This window comes from Kribbella kalugense, from assembly GCF_004365875.1.
Taxonomy (GTDB): domain Bacteria; phylum Actinomycetota; class Actinomycetes; order Propionibacteriales; family Kribbellaceae; genus Kribbella; species Kribbella kalugense.
Genome location: NZ_SODF01000002.1, coordinates 2,417,338 through 2,432,700 on the forward strand (window position 1 = coordinate 2,417,338; position 15,363 = coordinate 2,432,700).

At 66.4% G+C, this 15,363-nt stretch carries 14 protein-coding genes; 3 read left to right on the top strand and 11 right to left on the bottom strand.

Going from position 1 to position 15,363, the window contains the following annotated elements:
* Window positions 1-166: 166 nt before the first annotated feature.
* Window positions 167-1,273 (bottom strand): magnesium and cobalt transport protein CorA, encoded by a 1,107-nt coding sequence (locus tag EV650_RS29455; protein ID WP_238174518.1) that lies wholly within the window; start codon window positions 1,271-1,273, stop codon window positions 167-169.
* Window positions 1,274-1,349: 76 nt separating this feature from the next.
* Between EV650_RS29455 and EV650_RS29460 the strand changes: the two genes are divergently transcribed.
* Window positions 1,350-1,886 (top strand): YflT domain-containing protein, encoded by a 537-nt coding sequence (locus EV650_RS29460; protein ID WP_134122220.1) that lies wholly within the window; start codon window positions 1,350-1,352, stop codon window positions 1,884-1,886.
* Window positions 1,887-1,976: 90 nt separating this feature from the next.
* Window positions 1,977-2,480 (top strand): MaoC family dehydratase, encoded by a 504-nt coding sequence (locus EV650_RS29465; protein ID WP_134122221.1) that lies wholly within the window; start codon window positions 1,977-1,979, stop codon window positions 2,478-2,480.
* A gap of 90 nt (window positions 2,481-2,570) precedes the next feature.
* Here EV650_RS29465 and EV650_RS29470 read toward each other — a convergent pair whose 3' ends face one another.
* From EV650_RS29470 to EV650_RS29485, 4 genes are read right to left on the bottom strand one after another with little or no spacing between them, the layout of a single operon-like run.
* On the bottom strand, window positions 2,571-3,866 hold the full coding sequence (locus tag EV650_RS29470) for an alpha-L-fucosidase (protein WP_134122222.1): 1,296 nt from the start codon (window positions 3,864-3,866) through the stop codon (window positions 2,571-2,573).
* Between the two features lie 18 nt (window positions 3,867-3,884).
* Window positions 3,885-4,733, bottom strand: a complete 849-nt coding sequence (locus EV650_RS29475) for a carbohydrate ABC transporter permease (protein ID WP_134122223.1) — start codon at window positions 4,731-4,733, stop codon at window positions 3,885-3,887.
* Window positions 4,723-5,670, bottom strand: a complete 948-nt coding sequence (locus EV650_RS29480) for a carbohydrate ABC transporter permease (RefSeq protein WP_134122224.1) — start codon at window positions 5,668-5,670, stop codon at window positions 4,723-4,725. The genes EV650_RS29475 and EV650_RS29480 overlap by 11 nt, the downstream gene beginning before the upstream one ends.
* Window positions 5,670-6,941, bottom strand: coding sequence for an ABC transporter substrate-binding protein (locus EV650_RS29485; RefSeq protein ID WP_134122225.1), 1,272 nt, complete (start codon window positions 6,939-6,941; stop codon window positions 5,670-5,672). The genes EV650_RS29480 and EV650_RS29485 overlap by 1 nt, the downstream gene beginning before the upstream one ends.
* A 169-nt stretch (window positions 6,942-7,110) precedes the next feature.
* Here EV650_RS29485 and EV650_RS29490 point away from each other — a divergent pair, with 169 nt between their 5' ends.
* Complete coding sequence (locus EV650_RS29490) at window positions 7,111-7,872, top strand: FadR/GntR family transcriptional regulator (RefSeq protein ID WP_134122226.1); 762 nt, start codon at window positions 7,111-7,113, stop codon at window positions 7,870-7,872.
* On the opposite strand, the gene EV650_RS29495 is transcribed toward EV650_RS29490, so the two are convergent.
* The 6 genes from EV650_RS29495 to EV650_RS29520 are packed head-to-tail and all read right to left on the bottom strand — an operon-like array spanning window position 7,778 to window position 15,300.
* Window positions 7,778-9,577 carry a GH39 family glycosyl hydrolase gene (locus EV650_RS29495; RefSeq protein WP_134122227.1) on the bottom strand — a complete coding sequence of 600 codons (1,800 nt, stop codon included), beginning with the start codon at window positions 9,575-9,577 and terminating at the stop codon, window positions 7,778-7,780. The genes EV650_RS29490 and EV650_RS29495 overlap by 95 nt on opposite strands.
* An 11-nt stretch (window positions 9,578-9,588) precedes the next feature.
* Window positions 9,589-11,163 (bottom strand): glucoamylase family protein, encoded by a 1,575-nt coding sequence (locus tag EV650_RS29500; RefSeq protein ID WP_134122228.1) that lies wholly within the window; start codon window positions 11,161-11,163, stop codon window positions 9,589-9,591.
* Between the two features lie 9 nt (window positions 11,164-11,172).
* Window positions 11,173-11,985 (bottom strand): carbohydrate ABC transporter permease, encoded by an 813-nt coding sequence (locus EV650_RS29505; protein ID WP_134122229.1) that lies wholly within the window; start codon window positions 11,983-11,985, stop codon window positions 11,173-11,175.
* The gene (locus tag EV650_RS29510) at window positions 11,985-12,956 is read right to left on the bottom strand and encodes a carbohydrate ABC transporter permease (RefSeq protein WP_238174519.1); all 972 of its coding nucleotides are present in this window, start codon (window positions 12,954-12,956) and stop codon (window positions 11,985-11,987) included. Before EV650_RS29510 ends, EV650_RS29505 begins: the two co-directional genes overlap by 1 nt.
* A 5-nt stretch (window positions 12,957-12,961) precedes the next feature.
* Window positions 12,962-14,257 carry a sugar ABC transporter substrate-binding protein gene (locus EV650_RS29515; protein ID WP_134122230.1) on the bottom strand — a complete coding sequence of 432 codons (1,296 nt, stop codon included), beginning with the start codon at window positions 14,255-14,257 and terminating at the stop codon, window positions 12,962-12,964.
* An 11-nt stretch (window positions 14,258-14,268) separates the two neighbouring features.
* Entirely contained in the window at window positions 14,269-15,300 is a 1,032-nt protein-coding gene (locus EV650_RS29520; protein WP_134122231.1) for a LacI family DNA-binding transcriptional regulator, read from the bottom strand.
* Between the last annotated feature and the right edge of the window lie 63 nt (window positions 15,301-15,363).

The following is a 15,363-nucleotide window of genomic DNA, read 5'->3' on the forward strand; positions in this document are numbered from 1 at the left end:
CCAGTATCGGTCGCTAAAAGTAATCGTTTCCTGACCGAACGCGATTCTGGAATTCAATCAAGGCAGCGGACCGGGCGACAACCGTTTGAACATTCCAATCGAGGAGTAGTCCCGGCCATGGCAAAAGGTTGCCATGTCGCCTATCAGACAGTAGAGAACAACGGGTTCAGAGCCAGTGGTTCCGCTTGAACAGCCGGTAAAGGACGAAACACGCGGATGCCATCACGCCGAGCACGACGAAGTACGCGTATTTCAGCCGCAACTCCGGCATGTAGTCGAAGTTCATCCCGTAGATCCCGGCGATCATCGTCGGGACCGCCAGAATCGCCACCCAGGCGGAGATCCGGCGCATGTCCTCGTTCTCGGCCACCTGGACCTGGGCCAGCCCGGCCTGCAGGATCGAGCTGAGCAGCTCGTCGAACGAGATCACCTGCTCCTTCACCCGCTGCAAGTGGTCGTCGACGTCGCGGAAGTAGTTCCTGGTCTCTTCGGCGATCAGCGCGTGCCGCAGCGTGGACAAGGACCGCATCGGTCCGGTCAGCGGCGCTACGGCCCGCTTCAGCTCCAGTACTTCGCGCTTGAGTTGGTAGACGCGGTCGATGTTCCGCCAGCCACGCGGTGTGAACATGCCTGTCTCGATCAGGTCGATGTCGGCCTGTACGGCGTCCGCGACCTCCAGATACCTGTCCACCACATGGTCGGCGATGGCATGCAGTACGGCGCCTGGGCCGGTGGCCAGCCGTTTCGGCTGCTTCTCCAACTCCTGACGCAGACCGGTCAACTCACTGTGTTCACCGTGCCGGACAGTGACGACGAATCCGGGCCCGCAGAACACCATCACCTCGCCGGTCGCCACCACCTCGCTGGTGGCGGTCAGATCCCCGTGCGGGACGTAGGTGACCGTTTTGAAGACGGCGAACAGTGTTTCGCCGTACCTCTCGAGTTTGGGCCGCTGGTGCGCCTCGTACGCGTCCTCCAGCGCCAGCGGGTGCAGACCGAACTCCTGGCCGATGATGGCGAGCTGGTGATCGGTCGGCTGGAACAGGCCGATCCAGACGAATCCCTGGCCGCGTTGGGCCCGGGCCAGCGCCTCGGTGTACGAACTGACCCGGTGGTCGCGTACGCCGTCCCGGTACAGACCCCAGTCGACCAGAGCGCCCTCGAGCTTGCCCGTGACCACCTCGTCGGACGGGCGTCCGTCAGCGCCGCCGTGGCGGGCGAAGACCCGTCCCATCCGGCGTGTCGCGCCCATGTCCCACCGTCGCCCGGCCATCACCGGCGAGGCTATCAAGACGCGGTAACCAGCCGTCGGCAATGATGGGGGTGGACGCACGTGGAGAGGAACGACGATGACCACCCAGGGCATGCCCTCGATGGACCCCAGGCCGACCGGCCTGACGATCGGGACGTACGACACTTACCGGGAGGCGCAGCGAGCTGTCGACTACCTCTCGGACGAAAAGTTCCCGGTCGAGCACACGACCATCGTCGGCAACAACCTCCGCCAGGTCGAGAAGATCACCGGCCGCCTCACCTGGGGCCGCGCGCTGACCGCGGGCCTGGCCAGTGGTGCCTGGTTCGGTCTGTTCGTCGGTCTGCTGCTGGGGCTGTTCACTACCGGCAACTGGCTCGCGGCGCTGCTCACCGGTGTGGTGCTGGGCGCGTTCTTCGGCCTGGTGTTCGGTGGGCTGAGCTACGCACAGTCCGCCGGCCGGCGTGACTTCACCTCGCGGACCGCGGTGGTGGCGACGACGTACGACGTACTGTGCGACTTCAAGTTCGCTGAAGAGGCCCGCAACCACCTGGCCAAGCTGGCTCTGAAGGGCGAGGTGCACCCGCTCCTCCCGGACCACCAGGTGCAGCAGCGGACCCAGACCGACCAGTGACGTAGATCTCGCACTGGTGAGAGCCAGACCACGGTCCGGACCTGCCCTGAACCGGCAGCATGGGGAATCCAGGACCGAGGAGGAGCCGAGATGCAGTTCGGGCGCAGCTACGAGGAGTTCGAGGTCGGTGCGATCTACAAGCACTGGCCGGGCAAGACGGTCACGGAGTACGACGACCATCTGTTCTGCCTGCTGACCATGAACCACCATCCGCTGCACCTGGACACGCACTACGCCGAGTCGACCCAGTTCGGCAAGAACGTTGTGGTCGGCAACTACATCTACTCGATCCTGCTCGGCATGTCGGTGCCGGACGTGAGCGGCAAGGCGATCGCGAACCTCGAGATCGAATCGCTCCGCCACGTCGCCCCGACCTTCCACGGCGACACGATCTACGGCGAGACCGTCGTCCTCGACAAGTGGGAGTCCAAGTCCAAGGACGACCGCGGCGTCGTCTACGTCGAAACCAAGGGCTACAAACAGGACGGCACCGTCGTCTGCCTCTTCCGCCGCAAGGTAATGGTCCCGAAGAACTCCTACCTCGAGGCCCGCGGCGGCGAACAACCCGGCCGCCCCACCCCCACGGACGTTTGAGGGGTCAACCCCCGAGTTGGTCGGTTGCGGAGGTGGAATCCGGGTCTGCAACCGACCAGCCGAGGGGTTGACCCCTCAAACGTCCAGGGGTCAGCTCAGGAACAGCTCGATTACGGGGACCAGGACGTTTGGTTTTTGGATTGGGAGTTTGAGGGTCAGGGTGTCGCCGGAGACGCCGCCCATGGTGGTGTTCTGGGCGGTTTGGTGTGGGTCGTTCTCGATGCGCTTGATCTCGGATGCGTCGTTGAGGAGCTGGGCGTACTTCACCTTGCCGCCGAGGCCGGACAGGTGGACGTGGCCCATTGGCCAGGAGAACAGGTGCAGGTACAGCCGGTTGCCCTTCTGGGTGAAGCGGCTGTCCGGCGGAGCGGCGTACTCCGAGGGACGCGCACCGCGGACGGACCGCTCGTGCAGCCGCATCCACTCGCCGATCGACGCCAGCGTCGCCAGGGCGCGTGGGTCGAACTCGCCCCGCCCGGTCGGGCCGACGTTCAGCAGCAGGTTGCCGTCCTTGGACACGGAGTCGACCAGCATCTTCACCAGCAGCTCCGGTGACTTCCAGTCCAGGTTGTCGCGGTCGTAGCCCCAGCTCCCGTTCAGCGTCTGGCACGCCTCCCACAGCACGGGTACGCCGTCGCGCTGCATCGGACCGTCCGGCTGGTACTGCTCCGGCGTCACGAAGTCACCGGGGATGTCGAGCCGGTCGTTGATCAGGATGTCCGGCTGCAGCTCCCGGACCATCGCCATCAGCTTCTCCGACTGCCAGTCGTCGCGCCCCTTCCCGTGGCCGTCCCGCCCGTCGTCGTACAAACGGCCCGGGTACGAGAAGTCGAACCACATGATGTCGATCGGTCCGTAGTTCGTCAGCAGCTCACGCGTCTGCGCATGCAGGTACTCGGCGTACACCTTGATGTCCCGCCCGGCCGCCTTCGCGATCGCCTCTTCGTCGTCGCGCTGCGGGTGCACCAGGTCGATCGGGAACTCGGGGTGGTGCCAGTCGATCAGCGAGTGGTAGAACCCGACCCCGAGCCCCTCGGCCCGGCAGGCCTCGACGAACGGGCCGACCAGGTCCTTGCCCCAGGCGGTCTTCGCCACGGTGTAGTCGGACACCGCCGAGTCCCACAGGCAGAAGCCCTCGTGGTGCTTGGTCGTCAGTACGGCGTACTTCATCCCGGCCTCACGTGCCGCGCGGGCCCACTTGGTCGGGTCGTACAGATCGGGCTCGAAGTGGTCGAAGTACGGCTGGTAGTCCTCGTCGGTCAGCCGTTCGCGGTTCTTCACCCACTCGTGCCGGGCCGGCAGCGCGTACAGGCCCCAGTGGACGAACAGGCCGAACCGCCAGTCGCGGAACTTCTCAACGGAGGCCGCGGGAGGCACGTCGGTCATCAGCAATCTCCTTAAGGTTTAGCGGCCGCCCAGCCCGGTGACGAGCAGGCCGCGGACAAGGTGTTTCTGCAGCAGTACGACGAGCAGCACGGTCGGGATCATCGCCATGATCGACGCCGCCATCATCAGGTTCCACTGGGTGCCCTGCTGGCCGACGAACTGCGCCAGGCCGAGCGGGACGGTGCCCTTGTCCTCGACGCTGTTGATGATGATCAACGGCCACAGGAAGCTGCCCCAGAAACTGATGAAGGTGAAGACGGTCAGTACGGCGATGGCCGGTCGGGCGAGCGGCAACATGATCCGCAGGAACGACCGGAACGGGCCGCAGCCGTCCACCCGGGCCGCTTCCTCGAGCTCGGCCGGGACGGTCAGGAAGAACTGTCTCAGCAGGAAGGTGCCGAACGCGGTGAACGCCCACGGCAGGATCAACGCCCAGTAGCTGTCCACCCAGCCGAGCGACTGCATCAGCCAGTACATCGGCACGATCAGCACTTCCTGCGGCACCATCAGCGTGCCGAGGAACAGCACGAACAGTTGCTCCCGGCCCCTGAACTTCAACCGCGCGAAGGCGTACGCCGACATGCTGGAGGCAACGACCACCACCAGGGTGCCCGCGACCGCCACGAGCAGGCTGTTCAGGAAGTACCGGTCGAACGGCGCGAACGTGAACGCGTCCGCGTAGTTCTTCCAGCGGATCTCGGAACCGAACAGATGCGGGGCCGGAGTGAACACCTCGTCGGCGGGCTTCAGCGACGTCGAAACGGCGTACACCAAAGGACCGAGGAAGACGATCGCCACGATGATCAGCAGCGTGTGCGAGACGCCGCTGCGGACTTTGCGGGCGGCGGTGTTGGTCTCAGATGTCATAGTTCACCCACCGCTTCTGCCCGACGAACTGGATCGCCGTGATGCCCATGATGATCACGAACAGCACCCAGCCGGCCGCCGACGCCAGGCCCATCTGGAGGAACTGCCAGCCCTGGTTGTAGACGTACATGACGATGGTCTGAGTGGCCACGCCGGGCCCGCCCTGGGTCAGGATGAACGGCTGTGCGAACACCTGGAACGAGGTGATCAGCGTCAGCGTGGTGGCGAAGAACATCGACGGGGTGATCATCGGCCAGGTGATGTAGCGGAACCGCTGCAGCGGCCCGGCGCCGTCGATCTGCGCCGACTCCAGTTGCGACTGCGGCACCTGGTCGATCGCGGCCGAGAAGACCAGGAAGTTGTAGCCGAAGCCCTGCCAGATCGACATCGCCACGATCGCCGGCATCGCCCAGTTCGACGAGCCGAGGAAGTTGGGTGCGTCGATGCCGAACCAGCTCTGCAGGCCGCCGTCGATCAGCCCACCAGGCTGGAACAGCAGCCGCCAGACCATCACGTTGGCCACCATCGGCGTCATCACCGGGATGAAGAACAGCACCCGGAACACCTGCCGTCCCCTGATCTGCGGCCCGAGCCAGACCGCGAGCCCGAGCGAGACGATCACGTTCAGCGGGACGTAGAGCACCACGAACAGCACGGTGTTCAGCACCACCCGGCGGAACACCGGGTCGTGCAGCAGGTGCGAGTAGTTGCCGAAGCCGCGGAACGCGCGGTCCCCGAACACCGGCCAGTCGAACAGGCTGATGCCCAGCGCCATCGCGGTCGGGAACAGCGTGAACAGCGCCAGTCCGACCAGGCTCGGAGCCAGGAAGATCGAGGCGTACCGCCCGTCCCGGCGCAACGCGGGCCGGCGCCCCGCCCGGACGCCGCGGTCAGGCGGCGTACCGGTCGGGGCAACCGTTGTGTTGAGAGCAGCCATTACGAGCCTGCGCCTGCCTGGTCCTGGATGGTCTTCAGCGCCTGGTCCGGCGGGATCTCGCCGTTCAGCGCCTGCGTTCCGAACCGGTTGAGCAGGTCGGCGACCTGGACCCAGTTCTTCGAGGTGACCAGCGGGATCGAGTGCTCGGAGGCGTAGTCGATCGTCTCCTTCGCGCCGTCGATCCCGGCGGCGGTGAACCAGGCCGGGTGCGCCACCGTGCGGGACGGGTATGCGCGGCCTGCCTCGGCCAGCGTGGTCAGCGGCTTCACACTCGTCATCGACATGATCGCCTGGAAGGCCGCGTCCGGCGTCTTGCAGGACCTGGCGATGCCGAAGCCGGAGCCGGCGGTGTAGGTCTTGGAACCGTCCGGACCGGCCGGGATCGGCGCGATGCCGAGGTCGAACTTGACCTTGCCCTTGGTGTCGATCAGCGACCACGGCCCGTTCAGCTGCATCGCCGCCTTGCCGCCGGTGAACTGCTGGGTCTCGAAGTCGGGGTTACCGCCCGGCACCTGCGGGGCGATCTTGTCGGTGCGGACGAAGTCGGCGTACTGCGAGAAGCCCTGCTGGAACTTCGGGTCGGTGAAGTTGAGCTTGCCGTCGGCAAGCGGTTCGGCCCCGGTCATGGTCCGCACCCAGGATGTCACGCCCAGGTCGCCAGGGGTCGTCACCAGGCCGCTCTTCCCTGCCGCCGTCAGCTTCTTCGCCGCCGCCTTGAACTCGTCCATCGTCCAGCCCGGCTTCGGATCCGGTACGCCGGCGGCCTTGAACATGTCCTTGTTGTAGAAGATCACCATCGGGCCGGAGTCGTACGGGATCGCGATCTGTTTCCCGTCCACCTTCAGGCCGTCCATGATCGGCTTGTCGAAGTCCTCGGCCTTCATGCCGTACTTCTTCATCAGGTCGTCCAACGGCATCATCGCGCCGGCGTACGACGCCAGCCGCAGACTCTGCATGCCGACGATGCACGGCGACTTGCCGCCGGCCAGCGTGGTCCCGATCTTCGACCAGTAGCTGTCCCAGGGGGCGCCCTGGAGTTTGACGGTGATGCCGGAGTGATCGGTGTGCGCCTGGTCAGCGACCTTCTGCCAGGCGGCCTGGTCCTCGGTGCCGGCGATCCAGAACGACCAGGTCAGATCGGCCTTGTCTGCTGAGCCGGAGCTACTGCTACCGCCGCTGTTGCCGCCCCCGCAAGCGGCCACAGCTGTCAGCGCCAGCACCGACAGGGTGGCGGTTGCCCAGCGGCGTGCCCGCACTGGTGTTGCTTTCATCGCTGACCTCCAGGGGATGTGCTATTCATCCGATCTATAGTCGGTAGTCTTTGCGCCGGTCAACACTTCGGAGCCATATTTCACGACCTAAACCGGCAATTCAGCCCTAGACATCCGATGTATCGTGCTGAAACATCGGATGTCTCAGCAGAGTTCAGGAGGTGAGGCGATGCGCGTCACCGACGAAGCGATCGACCGGATCAAGCAGATGATCGTCACCGGCGAGCTGCGGCCGGGCGACCGGTTGCCGCGCGAGGCCGACCTGGCCGCGCGGCTCGGCCTGTCCCGGAGCTCACTGCGCGAGGCGGTGAAGGCGCTCGCGCTGATCCGCGTGCTCGAGGTCCGGCAGGGCGACGGCACGTTCGTCACCAGCCTCGACCCGGCGCTGCTGATGGAGACGATGGGTTTCGTCCTCGACCTGCACCAGGACGCTTCCGTGCTGGAGTTCTTCGAGGTACGGCGAATTCTCGAGCCGGCCGCGGCGGCCCGGGCGGCGCTCCGGATGGCCGACGAGGACATCGTTGCCGTGCGCAAGCTTCTCGACGAGCTCGGTCCGGAGCCGTCGGTCGAGGACCTGCTCGCCAGCGACGTGGAGTTCCATCGGCTGGTCGCGCTCGGCAGCGGCAACCGGGCGCTGGCCTCGATCATCGACAGTCTGCGGCAACCGACGTACCGGGCCCGGATCTGGCGGGGGATGACCCAGACCGACGCCGTCGCCCGGACCGTGGCCGAACATCGGGCGATTCTCGATGCGATCGAGAATCGTCAGTCCGAGGTGGCCAGGTCCTGGGCGACGGTGCACATCGCCGGCGTGGAGCGGTGGCTCCAGGAGGCGGTCAATCTCGACGAGGAGTCAGCTCCAGAAGAACTGCGGAAGGCATCGGGAGGGAAAGTTCGACCGCTCCGTCGTGCAACTCCAGTGGAGTACTGACCATCCGGCTGCGCTCGGCCAACTCGGCGAGCTCGGCATCGGACGGCCAGTCGCCGAGACCCACTGCGGCCTCGGCGATGTCGCCTGCGCCGATGGCCAGCGTGGTGGCCTTCGCTTCCCAGGACGGATCCACGCCAGGCAGCTGGACCTGGACTGTCCTGGTCAGCTCGGATGCGCCTGCGGCCTTGGTCTGGTCGAGAGTCAGATTCCACAGCAGTACGGCGATCCGGTCGCGATCGCGCGATGCCCACGCCTCGACCAGGCTGCCGCCACCGTCACCGGTGAGGTTCACCGGCAGCTCGACCGGACCGAGCCGGCTCAGCAGCGTCATCGCGTGGTACCGCGGTTTCGCCAACCCACCAACGGTTTGCAGCCCGAACCCACCGTGCAGCAACCGCGGCGGCCGGCCGAGTTCCTCGAAGTGATCCGACGCGACCCAGTACGAGAGCGCGTCGATCCGCCCGGCCGCGGACCGCATCCCGCGGAGCAGGAACACGCCGGAGAACACCGAGTCGTTGATCGGGTTGAAGTGGGTCGGCGTCACGCCCCACTCCGTCCACAGCACCCGCGCGTCGCCGAAACCGTGCCGCTCCAGCGACGCCCGGACGTCGAGCGGCGGCGAACCGTAGGTGTGCGTCGACACGAAATCGACCGGCGTACCAAGCCGTTTGGCGTGGGCGAGTAAGTCATCGACCCAGCCGGCTGCGGCGGACGATGGGCCGCCGACCTGGAGGCGCGGATCGACGGACTTCACGGCCGCCACGGATACGTCGTACAGCTGGAGCCATTCGGCCTTGGTGCCGGACCAGAAGACCTCGAGGTTCGCCTCGTTCCAGACCTCGAAGTCCCAGGTCAGCACCTCATCGAGGCCGTACCGGTCGACCAGGTGCTGGACCAGGGCGCGGACGAGATCGTGCCAGTCCTGGTACGACGCCGGCGGCGAGATGATCGCGCCGTACTCGAAGACAGTCTTCGTGGGATCGCTCGCCAGCTCACGCGGCATGAAGCCGAGCTCGACCACCGGCCGCAGCCCGATCGAGAGCAGCTTGTCGTAGATCGCGTCCACGACCGAGAAGTCGTACCCGGACCCGCTGATCACGTGCGTGTCGTCGTGGAAGATGGCGTGCGCGCGGACCGTGCGTACGCTGATCTCGTCGTGCATCCGGCGCAGCGCGTCCTCGAGTTCGGAACCGATCTCGTGCCCGCCGGTGCGGTCCTTGCAGAGCAACTGGCTCAGCCGCTCGCTGCCAACCATCGGCTCCCAGGGCCGCGGCAACTCGATGCCCTCAGCAACCACATCGACGGTCGCCGTGACCCGCGGGCTAGCTTCGCCAGGGACCAACGGTACGGCGCCGACCGGGTGGCTCGGCCGGCCGTGCACGGTCACCTCGGGCACGCTCGCGACGGCATAGCGGTACGGCGTTCCCGGCGTGATCGTGGTGTCGACGTACGGCGGGGCCGGGACGGACAGAACGTCTCCGCTGTGATGGTCGACCGGCTCCAGCGGACCGCGCTCGCCGGTGCCGCGGAGGATCAGGTACCCGGCCGCGCCGTCCACCGGCGACCAGTCGATCGTCACCTGACCCACGCCACCGACCGCCGAGACCTCCTTCGGCGGATCGAGGTCCGGGAAGTCGAACTCGCGCTCCTCGTCGCTGCGGAGCGCGATCCGCCCGTCCCAGTCGGTCTTGGCGTCGTTCTGCATCTGCAAATCTCCTACTCGAGGCCGGATTCGAACTGCTCCATCGCGATCAGCGGCCGGATCCTTTGTTCGACCGTCCGGCTCGCGAAGTTCCGCCGGATCAGGTCGTTGCCGAACACGTTGCCGATGGCACCCATCACCATGGCCTGGTCGAGGGACAGGTACCGCTTCGCGATCAGCCCGGACTTCACCGCGACCGAGTCGTAGAAACCGCCACCGCCGTACGCGTGCAGGTTCTTCTCGATCTTGCGCAGGTTGTCGATCGCCTGCCGCGGTGCGTACGACATCGCCAGGAACGCCGCGTGCGGCGTGACCACGCCGTCGCCGTACGCCGGGTTCGGGTTGGTGCCCTCCCGGCAGCCCTCGAATCCGCCGTCGTAGTTGGTGCCCTCGAGGTCGGACGGGTAGCCGGTCGGGTCCATCCCGAGCGGCTCGACGCCGTAGACGGAGTACCCGCCCTTGGGGTTCGATGCCGGCGAGAAACCCCAGTAGCCGTAGCGCGCGTCGTCCAGGCCGTGCTCGATCTGCGCGCGGACCGTGAGTGGGTGGTTGATGCCCCAGCTGCGTGGCGCCCAGGTCGCTTCCGGGATGAACAGGTCGGGCATCAGCGACTCGAACATGTCGCCGCCCCACGACGGCACGATCCGCATCCCGCGGTAGGAGTAGGTGCCTTCGAAGACGTCGAGGCCGAGGTACGTCCGGTGCACGCCCTTCGGCTTCTGCTCGACCCAGGACCAGTCGCAGGTGTCCGGGAAGGTCCGGTACGTCGCGAAGTACTGCGTGTGCGGGACCTGGTTGAGCGCGAACCCCATGTAGCCGGCGATCCGGGCCTCGGTGTTGCAGGTGTCGTAGTGGAACTTGCGGTAGTAGACGTCCGGGCCGACGCCGGCGTGGTTGCCCTTGTCGGTCTCCTCGTCCGGCGGCGGGGTCTCGAAGAAGCCGCCGCGCATCAGGCCGCCGGGGCGGGCGTCGGGGTTGTAGTAGAACTTGAAGTTCATCCGGCCGAGCAACGAGTCGGCCAGGGCCCGGGCGCGCGGCTCGGCGTTGCGGACCACCATGAGCGCGCACGCGAACCAGGCGTTGTCGACGCTCGACACGAACGGCGTGATCGGCTTGGTGCCGTCAGGGTCGACGTACCGCACCTCGCCGGTGGCTTCGTCGTACCAGTTGAAGTACATACCGCTCGGCTGGTGGTGTACGGCGTTCTTCATCGTGGTGAGCGTCTGCGTGAGCCGGCGCAGCGACTCCTGCGGCGAGATGATGCCGAGGTGCTTGGCGACGACCGTGCTCCACAGGTAGCCGCCGATGTTGGTGGGGGAGGTGTAGTTGCTGCGGACCGGGCTGGTCACGGAGTCGCCGATGTTGTCGGCGGGCAGACCGGTGTGCTCGTCGGTCATCGCGACGATGCTGCGCCAGGTGTCGCGGGCCCAGCGCCCCACCAGCGCGCGGTCGGCCTTGCTGGGACTCCAGTTGCCCTTCAGAAGTTGAGCCGGCGAAGGCGCGCCACCGAAGGCTGGGGTGGCGGTGCCGATCAAGGTTGCAGCGCCGGAGGCGGCTAATAGCGTGCGGCGACTGATGTTGGCGGTCATCAATGTCTCCTATTTGAGTCCGGTAATTGCGATGCCCTTGGTGACGTGGCGCTGGAAGACCAGGAACATCACCAGCACCGGCAGCACGACCACGACCGCGCCGGCCATCAGCAGGCCGTAGTTCTGCGCGTTCTGGCCGGTCGAGTACAGCGCCAGGGCGACGGGGAGGGTGTACTTGTCCTCGGTCTGGGCGATCACCAGCGGCCAGAGGAAGTTGTTCCAGGAGCCGAGGAAGGTGAGGATGCCGAGGGTCGCGAGCGCGGGCCGGGTCAGCGGCAGCATGATCCGGGCGAAGATGCCCAGCTCGCTGGTGCCGTCGACGCGGCCGGCGTCCATCAGGTCGTCCGGCAGCCCGAGGAAGAACTGCCGCATCAGGAACACGCCGAACGGCGAGACCAGGAACGGCAGGATCAGGCCGGGGTACGAGTTCGCCAGCCCGGCGTTGGTGACCAGGACGAACAGCGGGACGAACGTGACCATGCCCGGGATCATGAGAGTGGCCATCACCAGCACGAAGAGCGCGTTGCGGCCCTTGAACCGGAGCTTGGCCAGCGCGTAGCCGATCATCGAGCAGAAGATCAGGTTGCCGGCGGTCACGGCCAGCGCGACCAGCGCGGAGTTGAGGAAGTAGCGCGGGAAGTTGGCCTTGCTGAACAGGTCGTTGTAGTTCTGGCTGGTCGCGTCCTGCGGCCACCAGGTCGGCGGGACCCGGAGCAGTTCGCCCTGGGTCTTGAAGCTGCCGAGCACCATCCACAGGAACGGCGCAGCGACGGCGATCAGGCCGAGCACTCCGATCAGGTAGATCCACCAGGTGCGGCGCATCACTTCTCCCTCAGCAGCCGGAACTGGATGAACGTGATCACCGCGATGACGACGAACAGGATGTACGCCATCGACGTGGCCAGTCCGTAGTTGCCGAAGCCGAACTGGTCGTAGGTGTACATCGAGACCGAGATCGTGCTGTTCAACGGCCCGCCCTGGGTCATCACGAACGGCTCCTCGAAGAACTGCAGGTAGCCGATTCCCGTGGTCACGCTGGTGAACAGGATCGTTGGCCGGAGCAACGGCAGGATCAGATGACGGAATCGTTGCCATGGGCCCGCACCGTCGATCTGACCGGCCTCCTCGACCGACTGCGGGATGCCCTGCAGCCCGGCCAGGAAGATGATCATCGCGGAGCCGAAGTTCCGCCAGACCGCCATCGCGATCAGCGACGGCATCGCCCAGGTCTTCGACGCCAGCCAGTTGGGTCCGTCGATGCCGACCCAGCCGAGCACGGTGTTCAGCAGACCGGAGTCAGGCGCCAGCACGAACCGCCAGATCACCGCGATCGCGACGATCGACGTCACCACAGGGAGGTAGTAGCCGACCTTGAACAGGGCCTGGAACCTCTTCACACCCCGGTCCAGCAATACGGCCGCGCCCAGTGCGACGACCAGCGTCAGCGGTACGCCGAGGATGACGAAGTACGCCGTGTTGAAGGCAGCCTTCTGAAAGGTCTCGTCCGACAACGCCTTGATGTAGTTGTCGAACCCGACACCGTTCACCGCGAACGGCGTCCGCAGATCCCGCTGCCGCATGTCGGTAAAACTCATCCCCAACGACCCAAGCACCGGCCCAGCCGTAAACGCGAGGAAGAGAACAACGAACGGCAGGATGAGCACCCAAGCAGCCGCAGTCTGGCGGTTGAGCTGACCGCCCCGCCGGGGCGCCCGTCCGCCGACTGCCGCGGGAACGCTGTCCCCTCCCGGCGAGGCGCGCAACGCCTCGCCGGGTGCTGTCTTTTGCACCATCGGGATCAGCTACCGCCCGTGCCGATGGCTGTTGCCTTGGTCTGGATTGCTTTGGCTGTATCGGCGGGGGACTGGCCGGTCTTGGCCATCTTCTCGACTTCGGTGTCGAAGGCGGACGCGACCTGTTCCCAGTTCACGATCGCCGGCGGCGCCTTGGCGTCGTCGAGCTGCTTGCCGAAGACCGGCAGCAGCGGGTCGGACGCGATGCTCGGGTCCTGCCAGGCGCTCTTCACCGCGGGCAGGTCGGACGACATCTTGAACCACGACGCCTGCGTCTTCGCATCCGACAGCCACTTGACCAGCTTCCAGGCGCTGTCCTTGTTCTTCGACGCCTTGAACACCACGAAGTCCGACCCACCGACGAACGACGTCGCGGTCTTGTTCTTCGGCAGCTGGAAGACGCCGATGTTCGGCTTGATCGCGGCCCCGCCGGCCTTCGCCACCGAACCCGCCATCCACGGCCCGGAGATGAACATCGGCACCTGGCCGCTGACGAACTGCGCCTCGGTCTGGTTCGGCGGCAGGTCGGTGCCGGCCAGCTTCTCCGTGAAGAAGCTCTGGTAGTACTTCAGCCCCTCCTGCATCTCCGGCGTGTCGAAAGTGAACGACTTCTGGTCGTCACCGGTGATGTTCGCCCCGGCCGACCAGGCGAACGGCATCACCGTCTGCCAGGAGCCCTCGCCACCCGGCTGCAGGTTGATCCCATACTTCGCGCCGGCCTTGTCCTTCATCGCCTTCGCCATCGCCTTCAGCCCGTCCCAGTCCGTCGGGGGAGTGCTGAAGCCGGCTTTGGCGGCGAGATCCTTGCGATAGAACACCAACCGGGTCTCGACGTACCACGGAACGCCGTACTGCGTCCCGGCGACCTTCGTCGTGTCGAGCGCGCCCGGGTAGAAGCCGGAGTTGTCGAACCCCTGCGGCGTCGGGTCGAGCGCGCCGAGGTCGGCGAACTCACCCATCCAGGTGGTGCCGACCATCGCGGCGTCCGGCACCGAGTTCGCGGTGATCGCGGTGGTGAACTTGTTGTGCGCGGCGTCCCACGGGATCGGCGTGACAGTCACGTTCACGCCCGGGTTGGCCTGTTTGAACTGATCGATCAGCTTGGGCAGGTTCTCGCCCTCGGTGCCCATCGCCCAGACGGTCAGGTTGCCGGTGGCCGGTCCTTGGCTGACCGTGGTCGTCGCCTGAGCCCCGCCGCTGGGGGAGTCCGCCGATCGGCCACACCCTGCCACCGCGAGCGCGGTGGCAGTGAGTGCAGCGCTGCCGATCACCAGTCGGCGGCGGATGCTGTGGGTGAACATGTGCTGTCTCCTCACTCGGTCCCCCGGTTCGTGCCGCAGCTGTCCCGCAGCACTACTTCTGTTGCCAGTACGTCGTTCCGTGCCCGGGTCCGTGCCCCGGTCACACGCTCGTGCAGCCGCTCTGCGGCCACCCGTCCCAAGTCGGTCATCGGCTGGCGTACGGTCGTCAGCCCCGGCGACACGTACCGCGCCGCCATCACGTCGTCCCAGCCCGTCACGACGATCTCGTCCGGCACTCGAATGCTGTTGCTGGTAAAGGTGTTCAACGCGGCCAACGCCAACTCGTCATTCGCACACACCAGACCGTCCGGCGCTTCGGGCGAGCGGGTAATTGCCTGGAGCACCTTTTCGGCAGCCTGCCGACCGGCTTCCTCGGTCAACGGGACCTGGACCGGCTTCGGCACCTCGATCCGGCGACGCTGGAGTGCTTTCGCAAAACCGGCGTACCGCTCGGAAACGTCGTACGAGCTGGCCGGATCGCCGACGAAGTGCAGGTTGCGGCGACCGTGGTCAAGCAGGCGGGTGGTGAGCTGCTCGGCACTTGTCGCGCTCTCGCTGCGGACCGAGTCGCATCCCCGGACCGGTGGATGCGCGATCAGCACCAGCGGTACGCCGGCCTTGCGCAGCCCCTCGATCGTCGGCAGGTCGAGAGCGTTGCCGTGGACAACGATCCCGTCGACGCGGCCGGCCAGGTCCATCACGGTCCGTCGCGGCTCGGGATTGCTGTGCGTGACGGTGATGACGACACTCTGACCGTGTTCGCCGGCCCAGCGCTCGTACCCCATCAGCAGGTCGCCGTAGAACGGACCGGCCAGGTCGGGCAGCACCAGACCGTGCGCCTCATGCCTTTGTACGGCGAGGCTGCGGGCGGCGCGTAGCGGTACGTAGTTGAGCTCCTGCGCCGCCTGGTCGACCCGCGCCCGTGCCTTCGCCGAAACCGGTCCAGTCCCTTGCAGGACACGCGAAACCGTCGCTATCGACAGCTTCGCGAGGGCAGCGACGTCGTAGATCGTCGCCGGCCGGCCGCTGGGTCCGGATGCCACTGAGCACCCTCCTGGGACTGGAAGTGGAAGCGCTTACAGTTTCGTTACCCTGCCTTGTATCGT